The organism is Luteibacter mycovicinus (genome assembly GCF_000745235.1).
GTDB lineage: Bacteria > Pseudomonadota > Gammaproteobacteria > Xanthomonadales > Rhodanobacteraceae > Luteibacter > Luteibacter mycovicinus.
The window spans coordinates 2,931,532-2,949,768 of sequence record NZ_JQNL01000001.1 but is presented as its reverse complement, the minus strand read 5'-3'; the positions used below and the strand labels follow the sequence as shown (position 1 = coordinate 2,949,768).

Here is an 18,237-nt window from a genome sequence, read left to right as displayed (position 1 = left end):
CGCCGGATCGGCATATGGATTTGTGCCGATCCGAACGCTGAGCCCGTGCATGAAGGCGGATTCGGGCTATAAAGGAGACGGCAATCTCTGACGCATGGATGTGTCGACATCATGAATGCTCGTCTTGGAGTTATCGAGCCGGAGTCGCTCACCGCGCCCGTCGTGTCACCTCCGATCGGCACGAACTGGGAAGATCCGGATATCCGTGGAGCGGTCTCGTTCGAGATCCCCCTGCCGCTTCCCGCAGCCAGGGGGGCACCCATACTTCGCTTTTCCTATGTGTCGACTTGTGCCTCCGGCCCTTTCGGTGTTGGCTGGAGCCTCAACATGCTTCCGATCGCAAGACGCCCGGGCGGAACAGCGTTGCGATTCGACGACACGGACAATTTCTGCGGGCCTGATGGATCGCCCATTTTCCCCTGGGATGAGACGAGCGTGACGTCGTTCCGGGGCGATGCACTTCCAATGCCCTTTCGTGTTCGCCAGTTCCTTCCCAGGGTGGAAGGAGCCTTCAGACGCATCGAGCATTGGCAAGCGGAAGGCGCACACGATTTCTGGCTCGTGCACGATGCGGACGGTACGCTGCACGTCTATGGCGCGCACGCCGACGCGCGACTGAGCGACCCCGCCGACCCCGGGAGGATCGCAGAGTGGCGCGTCCAGGAATCGCTCTCACCGCACGGAGCACGCACCGTCTACGAATATGCGCGAGAAGACGGCGTGGGACACCCGGACGATGGTCGCGACTCCACCTCCGCTCGCTACCTATCTCGCATCCGCTATGGGAACCGCCACCCCGGAGCGAATCTGCTCGTCTGGGAAACCGCGACCCTGCCTGACGATGACTGGCACTTCGACTGCATATTCGATTACGGGGCCCGGGACACAGGGCCATCCTCCTGTCCGTCGTATGAGCCCGGCGCGCCTTGGCCAGCACGACCCGACCCGGTATGCGATGTCGCGTATGGATTCGAACATCGGCAACTACGCCTTTGCCGTCAGATCCTCGCATTCCATCGCTTCCCCCTGCTCGGGGCGAATCCCGTACTGGTGCATCGCCTGCTCCTGGATTACACGGCCACGCCTCGCTATTGCCTGCTCCAGCGAGTAACACGACTGGCATACGACGAGCACGAGAAATGTCACGCGCTGCCTCCCCTGACGCTTACCTGGAACGAACCCGACGCATCCTTAGGCCAGACCTGCATCTTCGACTGCCCCTCCCCGATGGATCGGACGTCCGATATCCGACTGATCGATCTCTACGGCGGGGGCCTTCCCGGACTGCTCTGGCAGAGCACCGTGGGATGGCTATATGCCGAACCGTACAGAAATCCTGGCGAAGCGGACGGCATTGTCTACGGGCCGGCGGTAGCTTTACCCATGCCAAGCACGGGTAAACCTGGCACATCGCTCCTCGAATTCGTCGGAAGCAGTCCCTGGCGATTCGTCGATGCCAGCAGCGACGGCCGGCTGGAATGGATGCTCAACACCGACACCGTCAAGGGAACGAACCGAATCGGGTCGAACAAGCAATGGACGCGCTTCACCTCGTGCACGTCCATGCCGACGGAATACGTCCCTTCATTTGCCCACGAGGTCGACATCGACGGCTCAGGTCGCCGTGCGATGGTCATCGTAGAACGGCATGCACTCCGCATCTTTGCGCGAAACGCCGCCGGCGACTTTCTTCCACCCCGCACCGAGATGCACCTCGCCGACGCGCTCCCCACAGGGTCGGATCCACGCGAATGGAAAGCGTTCGCCGCGCTCCTGGTCCCTGGAGCAAATGACCTCGTCACAGTGGATGTCCATGGCGCGGTTGTCGCCTGGGCCGACAGGGGTCATGGACGGCTTGCCGCTCGTCGTGCCGTCTGCCAGCTCGATGTCGGTGAAAACCTCGACCCTGCACGACTCTTCGTGGTCGATGTCGATGGCGACGGGCTTGCCGACATTCTCTACGCATCGCGCCGGGGGTTGTTGATTTTCTTTAACCGATCCGGCCATGGTTTCGATCAGGCGCTGATACGTGCCTGGCCCGACGGCTACCGGCTGGACGATACGTGGCGCTTCGAGACAGGCGACGTTGCAGGACGCGGAGGATTCAGCCTGCTGATACAGGCACCCGGTGTCGCGGGTAACCGGCCGACGAGATGGCGAATGGATATCGGACTGCCGTTCCCCCTTCGTCTCGCCACGACCGACAACCACCAGGGCGCGCTCACCCGTGTGGATTGGCGGAGTAGTGCGCAGGAAGCGCTTGACGGCGCTCACCAAGGGCTATGCCCCATCGACAGACTCCCTTACGCCATACCCGTTGCCAAACGCATCACCTTGACCGACGAGATTGCCGGCCGGTCCTGCTATCGCGAGTACGCCTATCGCGACGGCCACCACGACGCCGTGGAAAACATATGTCGTGGGTTTCAACGTATCGATACGTTGACCGTGCCAGGAGACGACAGCATCGCCGCTAACTTACAGCGTTGCTGGTACCACGTTGGAGACGCGTCCGTCGACGATGGGCGTACGGGTTTCAACGACGCGGCCCCAGGCGCGATCCCGCTAGCGGAAGTGCGGTTCACACAATGGCTCGGCTCGGATGACCGTGACGATCCTCTGCAGAACCCCGAAGACGCCAATGAGCTGCGTCATGCGCTGATCGGATCTCTCCGTCGAAGGGAAACTTACGAGTGCGACAACGTAGGCGAGAACACCATGCTTATCGCCCTCACCGAGGTCAGACATCAGGTGCGCCGCGTCGTGGCGGCCGGCGAAGCCGCACCTTTCGGATGTTCGCTGCCGCTCATGCTCGAGGATTCGAACGAGGATCGCTCCGGCTGGGAAAGCGATCCTCGACGAGAGCATGGCCTGTATCTCGATCACGACGCTTTCGGCATCGCGCGGCGAACCATCCGCGTAGCGTGCTCGCGAGAGATGGGATGCCCTCCAGATGACGATGAAAGCCGCCGACTATGGGCCGACTCGCACGACGAACAGCAACATGTTCAGACCGTTGTGGAAACTCATATCATGCCGTGGCACAGTTCCGATCGCCAGGCGTGGCGACTTGGACTTGCGGGAGACTGGCGAGTAGACCGCATGATCCTGAGTAACGTCGCCTTGCCCACCGCAACCATCCGCGCCGAGCGCTTCGAGGGAGAGAGCGACCCTACCCTTCATGGGACACGCGCACTGGTCGCTCTTTCTTCGACCGAGTATGTATCGGCCGATGGCCAGGCTCTCCCTGATCTGAACGGCCTGGTCGCGTGTGTCATGGTCGCAAGCATCGACGCCGAAGCGCAGACCGGCTTCCGGTTGGAGCTTGGCGACGACCGCTTTGCGACGATGGCAGACCACGCCGGTCATATACCTATGCGCAGCCGCTTGATGAGTCCATCGGAAGGCCTCCTCGGCGAGGAACTGGAGCTGCGTGAATACGATGGTCGCGACCATTTCTTCCGCGTCCGACGCGACTCTCCAGCGCGAAGCATCGGATGGACATCCTATCGCTACGATGCCAGCGACCTGTTCGTCATCAGCGCCAGTGACCCTGTCGGTTGGAACGTGCGATTCGACATCGACTACCGCCGGCTTCGGCCGTGGCGAACAACCGATGCCAACGGCGTCGTCCGCTCCATCGCCATGGATGCCTTCGGTTCGCTTCGGCGCGGCACCATCCATGGCAAACAACGCGACTCCGCCGGCGTAGTGTCCGACACCGGTTTCGGCCAGATATCTCCCGTCACACCACTACCTGCCTCGACCGTCGGCGAGAGCGTGGACGACCCGGGAAGTGCGGTGGGCGATCATGGCTTCGCATGGGTTGCCAACGAAAATGCCTGGGACACCGAAAGGCAGCCCACGCATGCTCTGAAGATCGTCGCCGATCGCTATCCCACCGACGCCGCGCGTCAATTTCATCGCTCGATCGTGCATTTCGACGGTTTCGGGAGGCTGATCAGGGAAGTGCACGCAGCGTCGTCAACAGCAACGGCATGGTCCGTGCAACGGCAGTTCCACTGGATAACGGATGGCCCGATTGCCGCCAGTTCACTGCCTTACGGCACACAGGACTGGCTCTACCGCGCCATACCTCCCGATGTCGGCGCGACGCGCTTCGCATGGGATGCGCGTGCGCGCCTGACAGCGACGACCGATGCCGAGGGACGCACGAAAAGAACCTGGCGCTTTAGCTGGTACACGGTCGACGAGGACGAGAACCGCGTCGCCGCGAAGCAAAACCTTGCTGACCCGCTTCCTTCCTCACCGCAGATGGTTTCCTTCGATGCGGGCGGCACGGCTATCCGCTTCACCCGCTATCTTGCTGGCGCCACATCGGACGTGACGGAACCTTGCATCGAACGCACCTTGCTTCACCTCGACGGACAGCCTGTATCGGTAGTCGACGCACGATCCTTTCCGCAGGGGCAAGCCGTGCGAACGTACGCCACAGGTCTCGGCGCCGGTCACGTGTGGAGCGCCGATGCCGGGGACGTCTGGTCGCTTACCAACGATGCGGGCAACCTGGTCTGGCGACGGGATGCGACAGGTGTGGACCACGAATGGACCTACGATGCCGCCGGGCGGCTGACCACTACCGACGTGGCGACCGGCACATCCCGCCGAACCATCACACGAGTCGCTTACCGCGACCCGGAGAGCTCCCCGTCGGGAGACAATCTCGCGTCGTTGGCGACATGTACGTACGACACAGGTGGACGCATCGATATCGTTCGTGCATCGCTTCTGGGCCGCCCGTTGACTCGGTCGCGTCGACTTCTGAAGGCAGGCGTCCTGGCGAACTGGATCGATAACGATACGATCGACGACGCGCTCGAAGCGGAAGCTTCGGTGACCCATATGGATTGCGACGCGCTGGGAGCGCCCGTCTCGATCACCCACTCCGCAGGCTACCGGCAAGAAGCATCGTGGGCCGCGGATCGCACGATGAAGGAACTACGGGTCTTCACCACCGGCGATGCGCCTGTTGCCGTCGTCGGATACGACTCGCGTGACGCCGCCGGTAGGGCACTTCAGGTGCATTTCGGCTCTATGACCCGGGCCCTCGAGTACGAGGCTGCAACCGGGCGCCTGATCTCCGAGTCCACCGCGACCGGAGCGGGCGGTGTCCTTCACCAGACGCGGATCACCCGTGACCGCGTTGGTAACATCATCGCCCTGGACCTTGGCGATGACGACCAGCGCCATTATCGCTACGACGGCGGCTACCGCCTGGTCGAGGCTTCGGGCCGTGAGTCCGTGACGTCGCCGGTCGACGGCGCCCTTCCTCCGCTGATCCTCGGTCCCGTACTCCCCTCGCTCACCGTGGGCTACACCCAACGATTTGAGTACGATGCATCCGATAACGTAGTGAACGTCGAACATCGTCGCGACGATGGCCGTTTGCGATCCGAATCCACGGTGGTAGCCGCCCTGTCCAATCGCGGATTGCCGGCAGCCACCGGCGCCGTCCCAGGGGACGTGGACCAGTGGTTCGACGCTGCCGGAAGGTTGTCCGTGCTCTGGCCCGGCAAACGACGTCTACTCTGGGACACGGAGGGGCGCCTGCATGAACTCGGCTCGGTGAGCGATCCAGATGGCCACGAGGTCAGCACGTACGGGGGCGACGGCATGCGCCTCCGCAAGACCTGGTGGAGACCCGATGGCACCGGCGAAATCCGTTACGATGGCGCGCTCGCACAGCAAAGCGGCTCACTCGGCGAAACGGACGTCCTCGAAGTGCCGGCAGAAGGCGTCGTGCTCCGCATGCGGGTACACCAGGGCTCCCCCGCGGTGTCTTATGAACTGGATACGACCTCCCGACCGGCTTCTTATGTGGTGGACGACAGCGGCACCATGCTGACGAGCGAGGAATACCATCCATACGGTACTTCGGCGTTACGCGCTGCCCGCGCCGAAGCGGATGAAGCGGCGAAGAATGTCCGTTACAGCGGCAAGGAACGGGAAAGCTGGGGAGGCCAGGACTTCGGCCACCGATTCTACGAGGCGTGGCAATGGCGATGGATGTCGCCGGATCCGGCAGCCGATGCAGCCGGCCTCAATCGCTATGCGATGGTCCACGGCAACCCCGTCACTCACGAAGACGTCGATGGGCTCATGACGCCCGAGGAGCGCCTCGTGCGAGACCAGGACGAACGAGGCATGCGCACGCCCGGAGCCGATATCGCCAGGGCAAGACGACTATTCTTGGACGACGCCGCACGTTACGTTTCCGCACGCCTGCGCGAGGGGCAGACGGGCGAGCAAGCCTTACAGCGAGGCGCCGCGTACGCGGGATTTTTCATTCCTGTCACTGGAACGTTCAGCTTGCAGGCCGTGTCCCATGCGCTGGAGACGCATGCCGATACGCTGCAGGTAAGCCTTCAGAACAACGCGGTCGTCGGGATCGCGCAGAATGGCTTCGTCAATCCAGTGGCTCCGGTGTATGGCGATGGGCCGTTCCCCGGCACAACGCCGCTGACGCATGGGGAAATCAGGGGATCCAACGTGTCGTTCAACATTGCTGAGCAGCATCTTCAGGGGGGCACTGCGAGGACGGCGAGTCAGTTTGCGATTACCGACTTCGATGCGTATATCGGCGGCATCAATCGTGCATTCAGACGCTCTGCCAGCGATAGCAGGGCAATCCGCCGTGAGCCCCACGCCGCACCGGCAGAGCTTCATCAATGGACGATAGAGAACATCCGTCAGCATCTCGCGCCACATACCGCTCCGCGAGATCAGGGTGATGTCACCGTTGAGGTTCGGCCCATGCGGCGTGTGGACGGTATCGGCGGCGCACACGCCGAAGTTCAGGCGATCAACCAGGCAAATCGCATCCTCGCGAGTCGTCTTGCATTTAACGACATCCCGGAGAGAGTCATCGTATTCACCGTCAAATTACGACCATCCATTCAGCTCGGACGTGCAGCATCGACCGGGCAGATCGATAGGAAACTCTTGCCATTCGTGGCCTGCTATCACTGCGACGGCATTCTGAGCGGCGCACCAGTGCCGCATGGCGCCATCGCACGGGTGCAGACGGGCCGCTCTAACAACAGCGGATACTTGCCTGAGAGACCCGCATCGCAAAATCGGCCGGACAATGAGCGCAGACATCGCCGTCCGGACTATCGCAGTGATGCCGAGAGCAACTACGCATCATCGGGTAGCAGCCGTTCCAGCAGCGTATCCAGCCGCTCCAGCCGCTCCAGCAGCGTATCAAGCAGAAATTCGGGGAGCTCGCATCACACCAGCGAGAGCGGACGTTCCAGCCGCGGCGAATCGCGACAAGATAGAAGCCGCTCTCCTCGCGGCCGCCCCTCGGAGTTGGCGCAGCGACACCCCATCCTTTATCGAGCGCTCACCACGGATATGCCGCCGCCCGGGCACCGCCCCCCGCGGTCACCCGTCCAGGGGAACAGAACTCCGCGATCACCGCCGCACCGTCCGGGTACGTCGCGGCAACTGGAATTTTGATCGTAGCCAGTTCTCGTCACGCCGCGCACGTGGCGCAGCGCACAACACCTTCGACCGCCTCCCCTGCCTATACTCGGCCCGGGCCCTTGGCGGGCTCCTACAATTCGGGGAGGCTTCGATGCTGCAGCAGTACGGTTTATGGATCGCGCTGGCATGTGCGGTCGTTGCGATTCTGTATGGCGCATTTTCGGTCAGCTGGGTTCTGGCCAGATCGCCGGGCAACGAACGAATGCAGGAGATCGCCGCGGCGATCCAGGAAGGCGCCCGCGCCTACCTCAACCGCCAGTACGCCACCATCGGTGTCGTCGGCATCGTCCTTTTCCTGCTCATCGGCATCTTCCTCGACTGGGGAACGGCGATCGGCTTCGCGCTGGGAGCGCTCCTCTCGGGGGCGACCGGTTACATCGGCATGAACGTGTCCGTTCGTGCGAACGTGCGAACGGCCGAGGCCGCCAGAAGCGGCCTTTCTTCCGCCCTCGCGGTAGCTTTCCGGGGCGGCGCGGTCACCGGCATGCTGGTGGTGGGCCTCGGCCTGCTCGGGGTCGCTGGCTACTACGGCGTATTGCTGCACATGGGCTACGAGCGCACGCACGCGCTGCATGCCCTCGTCGGCTTCGCCTTCGGGTCGTCGCTGATCTCGATCTTCGCGCGTCTGGGCGGCGGCATCTTTACCAAGGGTGCCGACGTGGGCGCGGACCTGGTCGGCAAGGTCGAGGCCGGCATCCCCGAGGACGATCCGCGAAACCCCGCGGTCATCGCGGACAACGTCGGTGACAACGTCGGCGATTGCGCGGGCATGGCGGCCGACCTGTTCGAAACCTACGCGGTCACGCTGATCGCCACGATGCTGCTGGGCGGTGTCATGGCCACCGAGGTCGGTCCGTCGGGGGTGCTGTATCCGCTGGTGCTCGGCGGCGTATCGATCGTCGCTTCGGTGATCGGCACGTTCTTCGTCAAGACCCGCGGCGGCAAGATCATGAATGCGCTGTATGCCGGCGTGTTCGTCTCGGCGCTGCTTGCGGCCATCGCATTCTGGCCGATCACGCAGTCGCTGATGGCCGACTCCTCCTACGGTGCCAACCGGATCTTCGGCTGCGCCGTCATCGGGCTGGTGCTGACGGGCGCGATGGTCGTGATCACCGAGTACTACACGGCGACCGAATATCGCCCCGTGCGTCACGTGGCACAGTCGTCGACTACCGGCCATGCGACCAACATCATCGCCGGTCTGGGTGTGTCGATGAAATCGACGGCCTTGCCCGTGCTGGCGGTATGTGCGGCGATCTGGGGAGCGCACACGCTCGCGGGTCTGTACGGCATCGCCATCGCGGCCACCGCGATGCTGAGCATGACCGGCATGATCGTGGCGCTGGATGCCTATGGCCCGATCACCGATAACGCCGGCGGCATCGCCGAGATGGCCGAACTGCCCGCCGAAGTACGCGGTGTCACCGACCCGCTGGACGCCGTGGGCAACACGACCAAGGCGGTGACCAAGGGGTACGCGATCGGCTCGGCCGGCCTCGCCGCGCTGGTGCTGTTCGCCGACTACACGCACAACCTCAACCTGCACTTCGGCGGCACGGAGGTGCGTTTCGACCTGTCCAACCACTACGTCATCATCGGTCTGCTGATCGGCGGCCTGATCCCTTACCTGTTCGCCGCGATGGCGATGGAGGCCGTGGGCCGGGCGGCGGGAGCGGTAGTCGAAGAAGTGCGGCGGCAGTTCCGCGAGATCGCCGGGATCATGGAAGGTACGACGCGCCCCGATTATTCGCGGGCGGTGGACATGCTGACCCGTTCGGCCATCCGCGAGATGCTGGTGCCGTCACTGTTGCCGGTACTGGTGCCGGTGGTGGTGATTTTCGGCTTCAAGTGGCTGGGCGGTCCCGAAGCCGGCGCGCAGGCACTGGGTGGTGTGCTGATCGGCACCATCGTGACCGGCCTGTTCGTCGCGATCTCGATGACGACGGGCGGCGGCGCCTGGGATAACGCGAAGAAGTACATTGAGGACGGGCACTTCGGGGGTAAGGGCTCCGATGCGCACAAGGCGGCGGTCACGGGAGATACCGTGGGCGATCCGTACAAGGACACGGCCGGACCGGCGGTGAATCCGCTGATCAAGATCATCAATATCGTGGCTCTGTTGTTGATTCCCCTGTTGTAGGGCTTCCGAGCGAGGAGCATCGCCAGCAGTGCTGGCTCCTACCCGAGCAGGGATACCCAGCTCGCGTGGGGGCCAGAGCCAGGGGTACCCAGCTCCGGTGGGAGCCAGCCATGCTCGCGAAAGCCCGGCTGCCTCAGCGTCGGACTGGCACCCGCTAGCCCACAAGTCATGCCCCGGACCCCGCCTTCCGTAAGCTAATGTCAGGGAACCGCTAGCAAACGGACCCGACCCCATGCACCGACGCTGGATTGCGCTGGCCATCGCCCTTACTTTCAGTGGCATGACCCACGCCCACGACACTCCCAAGACTTCCTCCGCCCCCGCCATTCAGGCCGCCGGCGACGACGAAAACCTCTGGCTCGACGACATCGACGGCGCGAAGCCGCTCGCATGGGTCAGGCAGGAAAACGCGAAGACCGTCAGCCGCTACGCGGAAGGCGCGGACTTCAAGACGCTGGAGGCACGCATCCTCGAGGTGCTGGACTCCGATGCGAAGATCCCGATGGTCAGCAAGATCGGCGATCATTTCTACAATTTCTGGCGCGACAAGCAGCATCCCAAGGGCCTCTGGCGCCGCACCACCCTGGCGGAATACCGCAAGGACAAGCCGGCCTGGGAGACCGTGATCGATCTGGACGCCTTGTCGGCGGCCGAGAAGGAAAACTGGGTCTGGCACGGTGCGCAATGCCTGCGTCCGGCGAACCGCCGCTGCCTGGTGTCGCTGTCGCGCGGCGGTGCCGATGCCGACGTCGTCCGCGAATTCGACCTGTCGACCCGGACGTTCATCAAGGACGGCTTCACCCTTCCGGAGGCGAAGACGCTGGTCAGCTGGGTCGACGACGACCATCTCTTCGTCGCCACGGACTTCGGCCCCGGCTCCATGACCGAATCGAGCTACCCGCGCATCGTGAAGGAATGGAAGCGCGGCACCCCGCTGTCGTCGGCGACGGTGGTTTACGAGGGCACGCCCAAGGACATGTCCATCTCGGCGTACCGCGACCAGACGCCGGGATTCCAGCGCGATTTCGTACAGCGCTCGCTCGAGTTCTACAACTCGGAAGTGTTCCTGCGCGGCAAGGACGGCAAGCTGAGCAAGATCGACGTACCGAACGACGCCGAAACCGACATCGAACGCGAATGGCTGCTGATCGAGTTGCGTACGGCGTGGACGGTGGGAGGTAAAACGTACCCGTCCGGTGCGCTCCTCGCGGCGAAGTTCGATGACTTCATGGCCGGCAAACGCGACCTCACCGTGCTGTTCACCCCCGATGAGCACAGCTCGCTGGCTGGCCACTCGTGGACGCGCCATCACCTGATCCTCAATGTGATGCGTGACGTGGTCAGCCAGATCCAGGTGCTGACGCCGGCCGACAAGGGCCCGTGGAAGAGCGAACCCCTGGGCGGAGCACCGGCGCTGAGCACGGTGCAGGCTGGCGGCATCGATGCGGATGAGAGCGACGAGTACTTCCTCACCGTGTCGGGCTATACCCAGCCCACGACGCTCTATTACGGCGTGATCGGTCAGGGCGAAGGCGAGGCGATCAAGCACAGCCCGGCCTTCTTCGACGGCTCGAAATTCACCGTGAGCCAGCACTTCGCCACCTCGAAGGACGGCACGAAGGTGCCCTACTTCGAGATCGCGCCGAACGGGATGAAGGCCGACGGGAGCAACCCGACGCTGGTCTACGGTTACGGCGGCTTCGAGATTTCGCTGCAGCCGATGTACTCGGGCGGCGTCGGCCGCGCCTGGCTGGAAAAGGGTGGCGTCTACGTCGTGGCCAATATCCGTGGCGGCGGCGAATACGGCCCACGCTGGCACCAGGCGGCCGTCAAGGCCAACCGTCCCCGCGCCTATGAGGATTTCGCGGCGGTCTCGCAGGACCTGATCGACCGCAAGATCACCAGTCCGAAGCATCTGGGCATGATGGGCGGCAGCAACGGCGGTCTTCTGGCCGGCAATATGCTGACCCGGTACCCCCAGTTGTACGGCGCGGTGGTCAGCCAGGTCGCCCTGCTCGACATGAGGCGCTACACGCATATGTCGGCCGGTGCCTCGTGGATGGCGGAATACGGCGACCCGGACAAGCCGGAGGAGTGGAAGTACATCCAGACCTTCTCGCCGTACCACAACCTGCACAAGGGCACGCATTATCCGGCGGTGCTGTTCACCACCTCGACCCGCGACGACCGCGTGGGCCCTGTGCATGCCCGCAAGATGGCGGCCCGCATGCAGGCCATGGGTTTCGACGCGGCGTTGTACGAGAACCTCGAGGGTGGACACGGCGCGGCGGCGGACAACAAGCAGTCGGCCTTCATGAACGCACTGAGCTACACGTACCTCTGGGACCACCTGAAATAGGCCGCAAAAGGCTTTATGCTACCCGGCCGTTCTTCTACCCCACTGAATCGTCAAGGAATCCCATGGGTCTGCATCTCGTTCCCGCCGGCAAGAATGTGCCGGACGAAATCAACGTCATCATCGAAATCCCCAAGGACGCCGAGCCGGTCAAGTACGAAGTGGACAAGGAAAGCGGCGCGATCTTCGTCGACCGCATCCTCTCCACGCCGATGCGCTACCCGTGCAACTACGGCTATGTGCCTGGCACCCTGGGCGGAGACGGCGATCCGCTGGACGCCCTGGTGATCCTGCCGCTGTCGCTGGTCCCGGGCTCGGTGATCCGTTGCCACCCGGTCGGTATGCTGAAGATGACCGACGAAGCCGGCGCCGACGAGAAGCTCGTCGTGGTTCCGGTGGAGAAGGTGTTCGCGGGCTACGCGCACATCAAGGACATCGAGCAGGTTTCCGGCCACTGGCTGGAGCGCATCGGCCACTTCTTCGAGCACTACAAGGATCTGGAGAAGGGCAAGTGGGTCAAGGTCGACGGCTGGGTCGGCGCCGCTGAGGCCAAGGCCGAGATTCTGGCGGGCATGGATCGTTACAAGGCCGACCACTAAGAACGACGGTCGGCAACATATGCAGGAGCGCGCCTTGCGCGCGATGTTTCAGGTTCGCGCGCATGGCGAGCTCCTACATTGTTTTTGTTACCCGCGGTTCAACAGCCCGCGCAGATCGATGATCGCGGCATTCGCCCGCGAGATGTAATTCGCCATCACCAGCGAGTGGTTGGCGAAGAATCCGAACGGCGAACCATTGAGCACCACCGGGCTGCCGAGCGCCTTCTGCGATTCCTCCAGTTCACGAATCACCTGCTGCAGACTGGCATCCGCATTCTTGCTTCGCAGGATTGGCGCGAAGTCGTGGCGGATGGCCTTGAGCTGCTCCAGCAACGCCCACGTGTAGCCACGCGCTTCGTAGAAGTTGTCGTCGATCTTGTTCCAGGGCGTCTTGACGTACACCGCCCGTGCCGGGCCGGCGTTGCCGCTGACGTCGGCGTTGGGCGCCGCATCCACCTTGAGCTGTCCCGCCGCTGCGGACAGCCGCTGCGAGAGGGAGCCGAGGCGCGCCGACACTGTCTGCAGGTAGTCCGCGAGGTTATCCGCGCGTGCGTAGAAGTGCGCGTTGGCGTCTTCCGCATCGCTGAGACGCCCCAGATACTTCTCCAGATCGTCCACCGCCTTCGAATACTGCGATTCCGAACTCGGCAACAACCAGCGATCGTTGGGGCTGTTGAGCAGCGGATCGGCCTCGCCCAGATCCTTGTCCTCGGTGGACTGCGTCTGCGACCGGCTGAGGTCGTTGCGCAACGCGCGCGACAGGTCGCGCGAGGCGGTCAGCGAACCGAATTCCCAGTTCGGCATGTTGTCCATGAACACGCCCGGCGGCATCTTGTCGTTGCTGAGGTAACCACCGCGCTTGTCCATCAGGGTGTCGACGGAGCGGATCAGCGTATACGTGGTGACGGCACCGGTGCTCAGGGGCCTGCCGATGTCTTTCATGTGCGCCGTGGTGACGGTAACCGGGTCGAACTGTTCCGGCTCCTTGTCCCACCACCACATGAAAAACAGGATGACGAGGATCAGGATCGCGATCGGCACGGCGACCAGCAGTCCGACAGGGTTGCGCCGACGTGGGGTCGGCGCGGGTGAGGCGGTCGCATTCATGATGTCTTTCCTTATCGTCGCGAACGTGAGCGCCTAGCTTACCCAATCAGTGCGCGGAGGGGTTCGAGGGTTCCCAGGTCGTCGTCGGCTCGCCCTTGGCGCCGAGGTTCTCCAGCAGCGTCGCCATGTCCTCGGCGTGCTCTTCTTCCTGCGCAAGGATGTCTTCCATGATGCGGCGCGTGGTCGGGTCGTCGTCGCCGATGTACGTGACGATCTCACGGTAGCTGTCGATGGCGATGCGCTCGGCGATCAGGTCTTCCTTGATCATGTCGACCAGCGTGGTGCCCTCGACATAATCGGCGTGGCTGCGGGAAAGCAGGCCTTCCGGATTGAAATTGGGCGTACCGTCGAGCTGGGTGATGCGCTCGGCGATGCGGTCGGCGTGGCCCTGTTCCTCGTTGGCGTGTTCCAGGAACTCCGACTTGACGCTCTGCGAATGAATACCCGGTGCCATGTAGTAATGGAACTTGTAGCGAAGCACGCAGACGATCTCCGTCGCGAGGGCTTCATTGAGCAGTTTGATCACCGTTTCGCGATCGGCGCGATAGCCCGCGGTCACCGCGCCGTCGTCGATGTGCTGACGCGCACGCTTACGGATGTTCTCAATATCGCTGATGAAAGGCTTGCTGCTGGCCATGGCCTGGTCTCCTGGGAGAGTGGGTTCAGGTATGGCCGGAGACGTTAAGGGCCCCGCCGGGAAGGCGGGGTGAAGGGTTTGCGGGGTAGGCCACCGGGTTGGGGCCTGCCGGCGCAGGCACCCGGCCACGCCGTCAGGCCTTTCGGTACACCTCGGCGCCCTGTGCCACGAACTCCATGCTCTTTTCCGCCATGCCCTGCTCCGCGACAAAATCGCGCACGTCCTGGGTGATTTTCATGGAACAGAACTTCGGACCGCACATCGAGCAGAAATGCGCGGATTTGTGTGCGTCTTTCGGCATGGTCTCGTCGTGAAATTCGCGGGCCTTGTCCGGATCGAGCCCCAGGTTGAACTGGTCGTCCCAGCGGAATTCGAAACGTGCCTTCGACAGCGCGTTGTCGCGCACCTGCACCCCCGGATGCCCCTTGGCGAGATCGGCCGCGTGGGCGGCGATCTTGTAGGCGATGATGCCGTCGCGTACGTCCTGACGATTGGGCAGACCGAGGTGTTCCTTGGGCGTCACATAGCAGAGCATCGCCGTGCCGAACCAGCCGATCATCGCGGCGCCGATCGCACTGGTGATGTGGTCGTACCCGGGCGCGATATCGGTGGTGAGCGGGCCCAGCGTGTAGAACGGCGCTTCGTGGCACTTCTCCAGCTGACGTTCCATGTTCTCCCTGATCAGCTGCATCGGCACGTGGCCGGGACCTTCGATCATGGTCTGCACGTCGTGCTTCCACGCCAGCTTCGTCAGTTCGCCCAGTGTGTCCAGCTCACCGAACTGCGCCGCGTCATTGGCATCCGCCACGCAACCGGGACGCAGGCCATCGCCGAGACTGAAGGACACGTCGTACGCCTTCATGATTTCGCAGATGTCTTCGAAGTGCGTGTAGAGGAAGTTCTCGCGATGATGGGCGAGGCACCACTTGGCCATGATCGATCCGCCCCGGGAGACGATGCCGGTGACGCGCTTGGCGGTGAGGGGCACGAAGCGGAGCAGGACGCCCGCGTGGATCGTGAAATAGTCGACGCCCTGCTCCGCCTGCTCGATCAGCGTGTCGCGGAAGATGTCCCACGTGAGTTCCTCGGCCACGCCGCCGACCTTTTCCAGCGCCTGATAAATGGGCACGGTACCGATAGGCACGGGCGAGTTGCGGATGATCCATTCGCGTGTCTCGTGGATGTGCTTCCCCGTGGAAAGGTCCATGACGTTGTCGGCGCCCCAGCGGATCGCCCAGACCAGCTTTTCGACTTCTTCCGCGATGCCGGAGCTGACCGCGCTGTTGCCGATGTTGGCGTTGATCTTGGTCAGGAAATGACGGCCGATGATCATCGGCTCGGCTTCGGGGTGGTTGATGTTGGCCGGGATGATGGCGCGGCCGCGCGCGACTTCATCACGTACGAACGCCGGGGTAATGCGCCCCGGCAACGCGGCGCCGAACGCTTCCCCACGATGCTGCGTGCGCAGGGCACTGTCGGCCAGCGCCTCGATGCGCTGGTTCTCGCGGATCGCGATGTATTCCATCTCCGGCGTGACGATTCCGCGGCGCGCGTAGTGCATCTGGGTGACGTTGGCGCCAGCCTTCGCCCGAAGCGGCAGGCGCGTGCTGCCGAAGCGGAAGGCATCGAGGCGTGGGTCGTGCACGCGCGAGCGGCCGAACGCCGAGGACAGCCCATCGAGGCGCTCGACGTCGCCCCGCTCCTCGATCCAGCCTGCCCTCAGCGCAGGCAACCCCGCGGCCAGGTCGACCGTGTGCGCCGGATCCGTATAAGGCCCCGAGGTGTCGTAGACGACGATGGGCGGGTTCGCCTCTCCGCCGAACAGCGTGGGCGTGGCCGACTGCGCGATCTCGCGCATGGCGACGCGAACGTCCGCCCGGCTGCCGCCGATGTGGATCTTGCGCGAGCCGGCGATCGGCGTGGTGACGGAGGTGGAAAGCTCGCGCGCGGCGCGGGCAAGATCGGTGGGACTGGCGTTCATCGGCTTCTCGTACCTTGCGGATAAGGAAGAAGCGGACGGCGCCGCCACGCCGTGCCCCGTGCATGGACGCACGTTGCCTGTCGTGGACGAAGCTTCCTACGCCGGTACGGACCGGATCAGGTTCGAAGGGACTCTCTCAGCCCGCGCAATTGCTTGGGCACCCCCGCTTCGAGGGCGATTCAACCACGAAGCGGGGCGGGAAGCGAGCGCTCAGCCCTGGGACGAGCGCGGCTCATAGGCGCGGAGGAACATGTCGACGGCCGCCAGGGCATTGGCCTTGACCTCCTCGCCGAACTGCACGGCGCAGTCTTCGCAGCCAAACAGGCGCCGGATGAGCAGGTCGCCCTTGAGCAGCGCGAGGAACTGCGTGGTCGCACGGGAAATGTCGACGATATCGAGCTGACCGCGCGAGGTGGCGCCCTCGAGCAGGCGCATCACCAGCTTGTGCATACGTGCCGGGCCTTCCTCCCAGACCAGGCGACCGAAACGCGGATTACCGCCCGACTGGCAATCGGAAAGAATCGCGCGGAACGTACCGACGGACTCGGTGTTGGTCTCCATCGCCGCATGCCGGCTGGCGATGTTGGTCAGCGTGACGCGGATGTCCGCGCCCGGGCTGAAGTCGAACAGGTCGTCCGGCAGGCGCTCCTGTACGTGCGCACGGATGACTTCACGGAAAAGGTTGTCCTTGTCGCCGAAGTGGCTGTACACGGTGAGCTTGGAAACGCCCGCGGATGCCGCGACCGCATCCATGCTGGTGCCCGCGAAGCCGCCCTGCGTGAAGAGCGCCTTGGCGGCATCCAGGATAGCCGCGCGCTTCTCCATGTCCTTGGGACGCCCCGGGCCCTGGCTCTTCATTTTCGGGCTGGCGTTCATGGCTGCACCTTCACAAACAGAAATTATGACTTTATTATACGCAGCGGTTCAGTTATTTCCACCACTCCTGCGGCATGAGCCTCAAGGTGGCGGTACGACGGAAGCGCTGTGCGGCGGATTACAATGAAGTGGGGCCACTGCCCGGGTAAACCCAAGGCGTTCAGGGGCTTGCACCATTCATCGTTCAGGCGCCAGCGAGTGAAGGCACGGTCAGGCATGACTTCCGTCAGCCCGGTCCGGTGACTTCCGGCACTTAGCTCGGGCGGTGGCGCACCCGCAGCCTTGGCAACATTGGGAAAACGGGCGCTAAGCGCTTATCCTTTCGAACCTTTTTCAGCTTTTCGTACGGGATCCAAAAACCATGGCGATGAATTTCGAGCAGGCACGTCAGAACATGGTCGAGAACCAGGTTCGTCCCTGGGAAGTCCTCGATGCCGACGTCCTGGAGACGCTGAAGGGCGTCCGTCGCGAAGATTTCGTCGCGCCGTCCCACCGTAATGTCGCCTTCGCCGACCTGACCCTGCCGCTGGGCCATGGCGAAGTGATGATGAAGCCGGTGGTCGAGGGTCGCGTGCTGCAGGCCCTGGAACTGAAGAAGACCGACGAGGTGCTGGAAATCGGTACCGGCTCGGGCTTCCTGACGGCTTGCCTCGCCCGCCTCGCCGGCAAGGTGACCAGCATCGACATGCACGCCGACTTCGTCGACGCCGCCCGCGAGCGCCTGGCCGCCGCCTCGGTGGTCAACGCCACGGTGGAAACCGCCGAAGCCGTCAACGGCTACCAGCCGACGGGCGTTTTCGATGCCGTCGTGGTCACGGGCGCCGTCCATGCGGTTCCCGAAAAATTCGTGCGCTGGCTCAAGCCGGGCGGGCGCATGTTCGTCATACGCGGCAATTCCCCCGCTCAGACGGCGGTCCTCCTCACCCACGAGGGTGACGGCCGCTATCGCGAGGAATCGCTGTTTGAAACGGACCTTCCTTACCTGGCGCATGCCGCGCCGGTGAAGCGCTTCGTGCTTTGACCCAAAGATCT

At 63.6% G+C, this 18,237-nt stretch carries 9 protein-coding genes and 1 riboswitch; of the genes, 5 read left to right on the top strand and 4 right to left on the bottom strand.

All coding sequences use genetic code 11. The annotated features are described in order from the left end of the window. Positions 1–111 precede the first annotated feature (111 nt). The 4 genes from FA85_RS12905 (at position 112) to ppa (ending at position 12,604) form a co-directional block, all read left to right on the top strand. A complete protein-coding gene (locus FA85_RS12905; protein ID WP_081907596.1) occupies positions 112–7,482 on the top strand; it encodes a SpvB/TcaC N-terminal domain-containing protein in 7,371 nt (2,456 codons plus the stop codon). A gap of 118 nt (positions 7,483–7,600) precedes the next feature. Then, positions 7,601–9,649 carry a sodium-translocating pyrophosphatase gene (locus tag FA85_RS12900; protein WP_036116182.1) on the top strand — a complete coding sequence of 683 codons (2,049 nt, stop codon included), beginning with the start codon at positions 7,601–7,603 and terminating at the stop codon, positions 9,647–9,649. Between the two features lie 232 nt (positions 9,650–9,881). Continuing rightward, entirely contained in the window at positions 9,882–12,008 is a 2,127-nt protein-coding gene (locus FA85_RS12895) for a prolyl oligopeptidase family serine peptidase (protein ID WP_036116184.1), read from the top strand. Between the two features lie 62 nt (positions 12,009–12,070). Continuing rightward, positions 12,071–12,604, top strand: a complete 534-nt coding sequence (gene ppa, locus FA85_RS12890; RefSeq protein WP_036116186.1) for an inorganic diphosphatase — start codon at positions 12,071–12,073, stop codon at positions 12,602–12,604. An 87-nt stretch (positions 12,605–12,691) separates the two neighbouring features. Here the strand turns inward: ppa and FA85_RS12885 are convergent, their stop codons facing one another. The 4 genes from FA85_RS12885 to FA85_RS12870 form a co-directional block, all read right to left on the bottom strand. Next, positions 12,692–13,711 (bottom strand): DUF2333 family protein, encoded by a 1,020-nt coding sequence (locus FA85_RS12885; protein ID WP_036116187.1) that lies wholly within the window; start codon positions 13,709–13,711, stop codon positions 12,692–12,694. 46 nt (positions 13,712–13,757) lie between these two features. Next, entirely contained in the window at positions 13,758–14,348 is a 591-nt protein-coding gene (locus tag FA85_RS12880) for a ferritin-like domain-containing protein (protein ID WP_036116189.1), read from the bottom strand. A 133-nt stretch (positions 14,349–14,481) separates the two neighbouring features. Then, positions 14,482–16,329, bottom strand: a complete 1,848-nt coding sequence (gene thiC / locus FA85_RS12875) for a phosphomethylpyrimidine synthase ThiC (RefSeq protein ID WP_036116191.1) — start codon at positions 16,327–16,329, stop codon at positions 14,482–14,484. A 76-nt stretch (positions 16,330–16,405) separates the two neighbouring features. Continuing rightward, positions 16,406–16,504: riboswitch (TPP riboswitch) on the bottom strand. Positions 16,505–16,539: 35 nt separating this feature from the next. Then, positions 16,540–17,205 carry a TetR/AcrR family transcriptional regulator gene (locus tag FA85_RS12870; protein ID WP_036116193.1) on the bottom strand — a complete coding sequence of 222 codons (666 nt, stop codon included), beginning with the start codon at positions 17,203–17,205 and terminating at the stop codon, positions 16,540–16,542. 361 nt (positions 17,206–17,566) lie between these two features. Between FA85_RS12870 and FA85_RS12865 the strand changes: the two genes are divergently transcribed. After that, positions 17,567–18,226: a protein-L-isoaspartate O-methyltransferase family protein gene (locus FA85_RS12865; RefSeq protein ID WP_036116195.1), complete on the top strand. Its 660-nt coding sequence runs from the start codon at positions 17,567–17,569 to the stop codon at positions 18,224–18,226. The last annotated feature ends 11 nt before the right edge of the window (positions 18,227–18,237 follow it).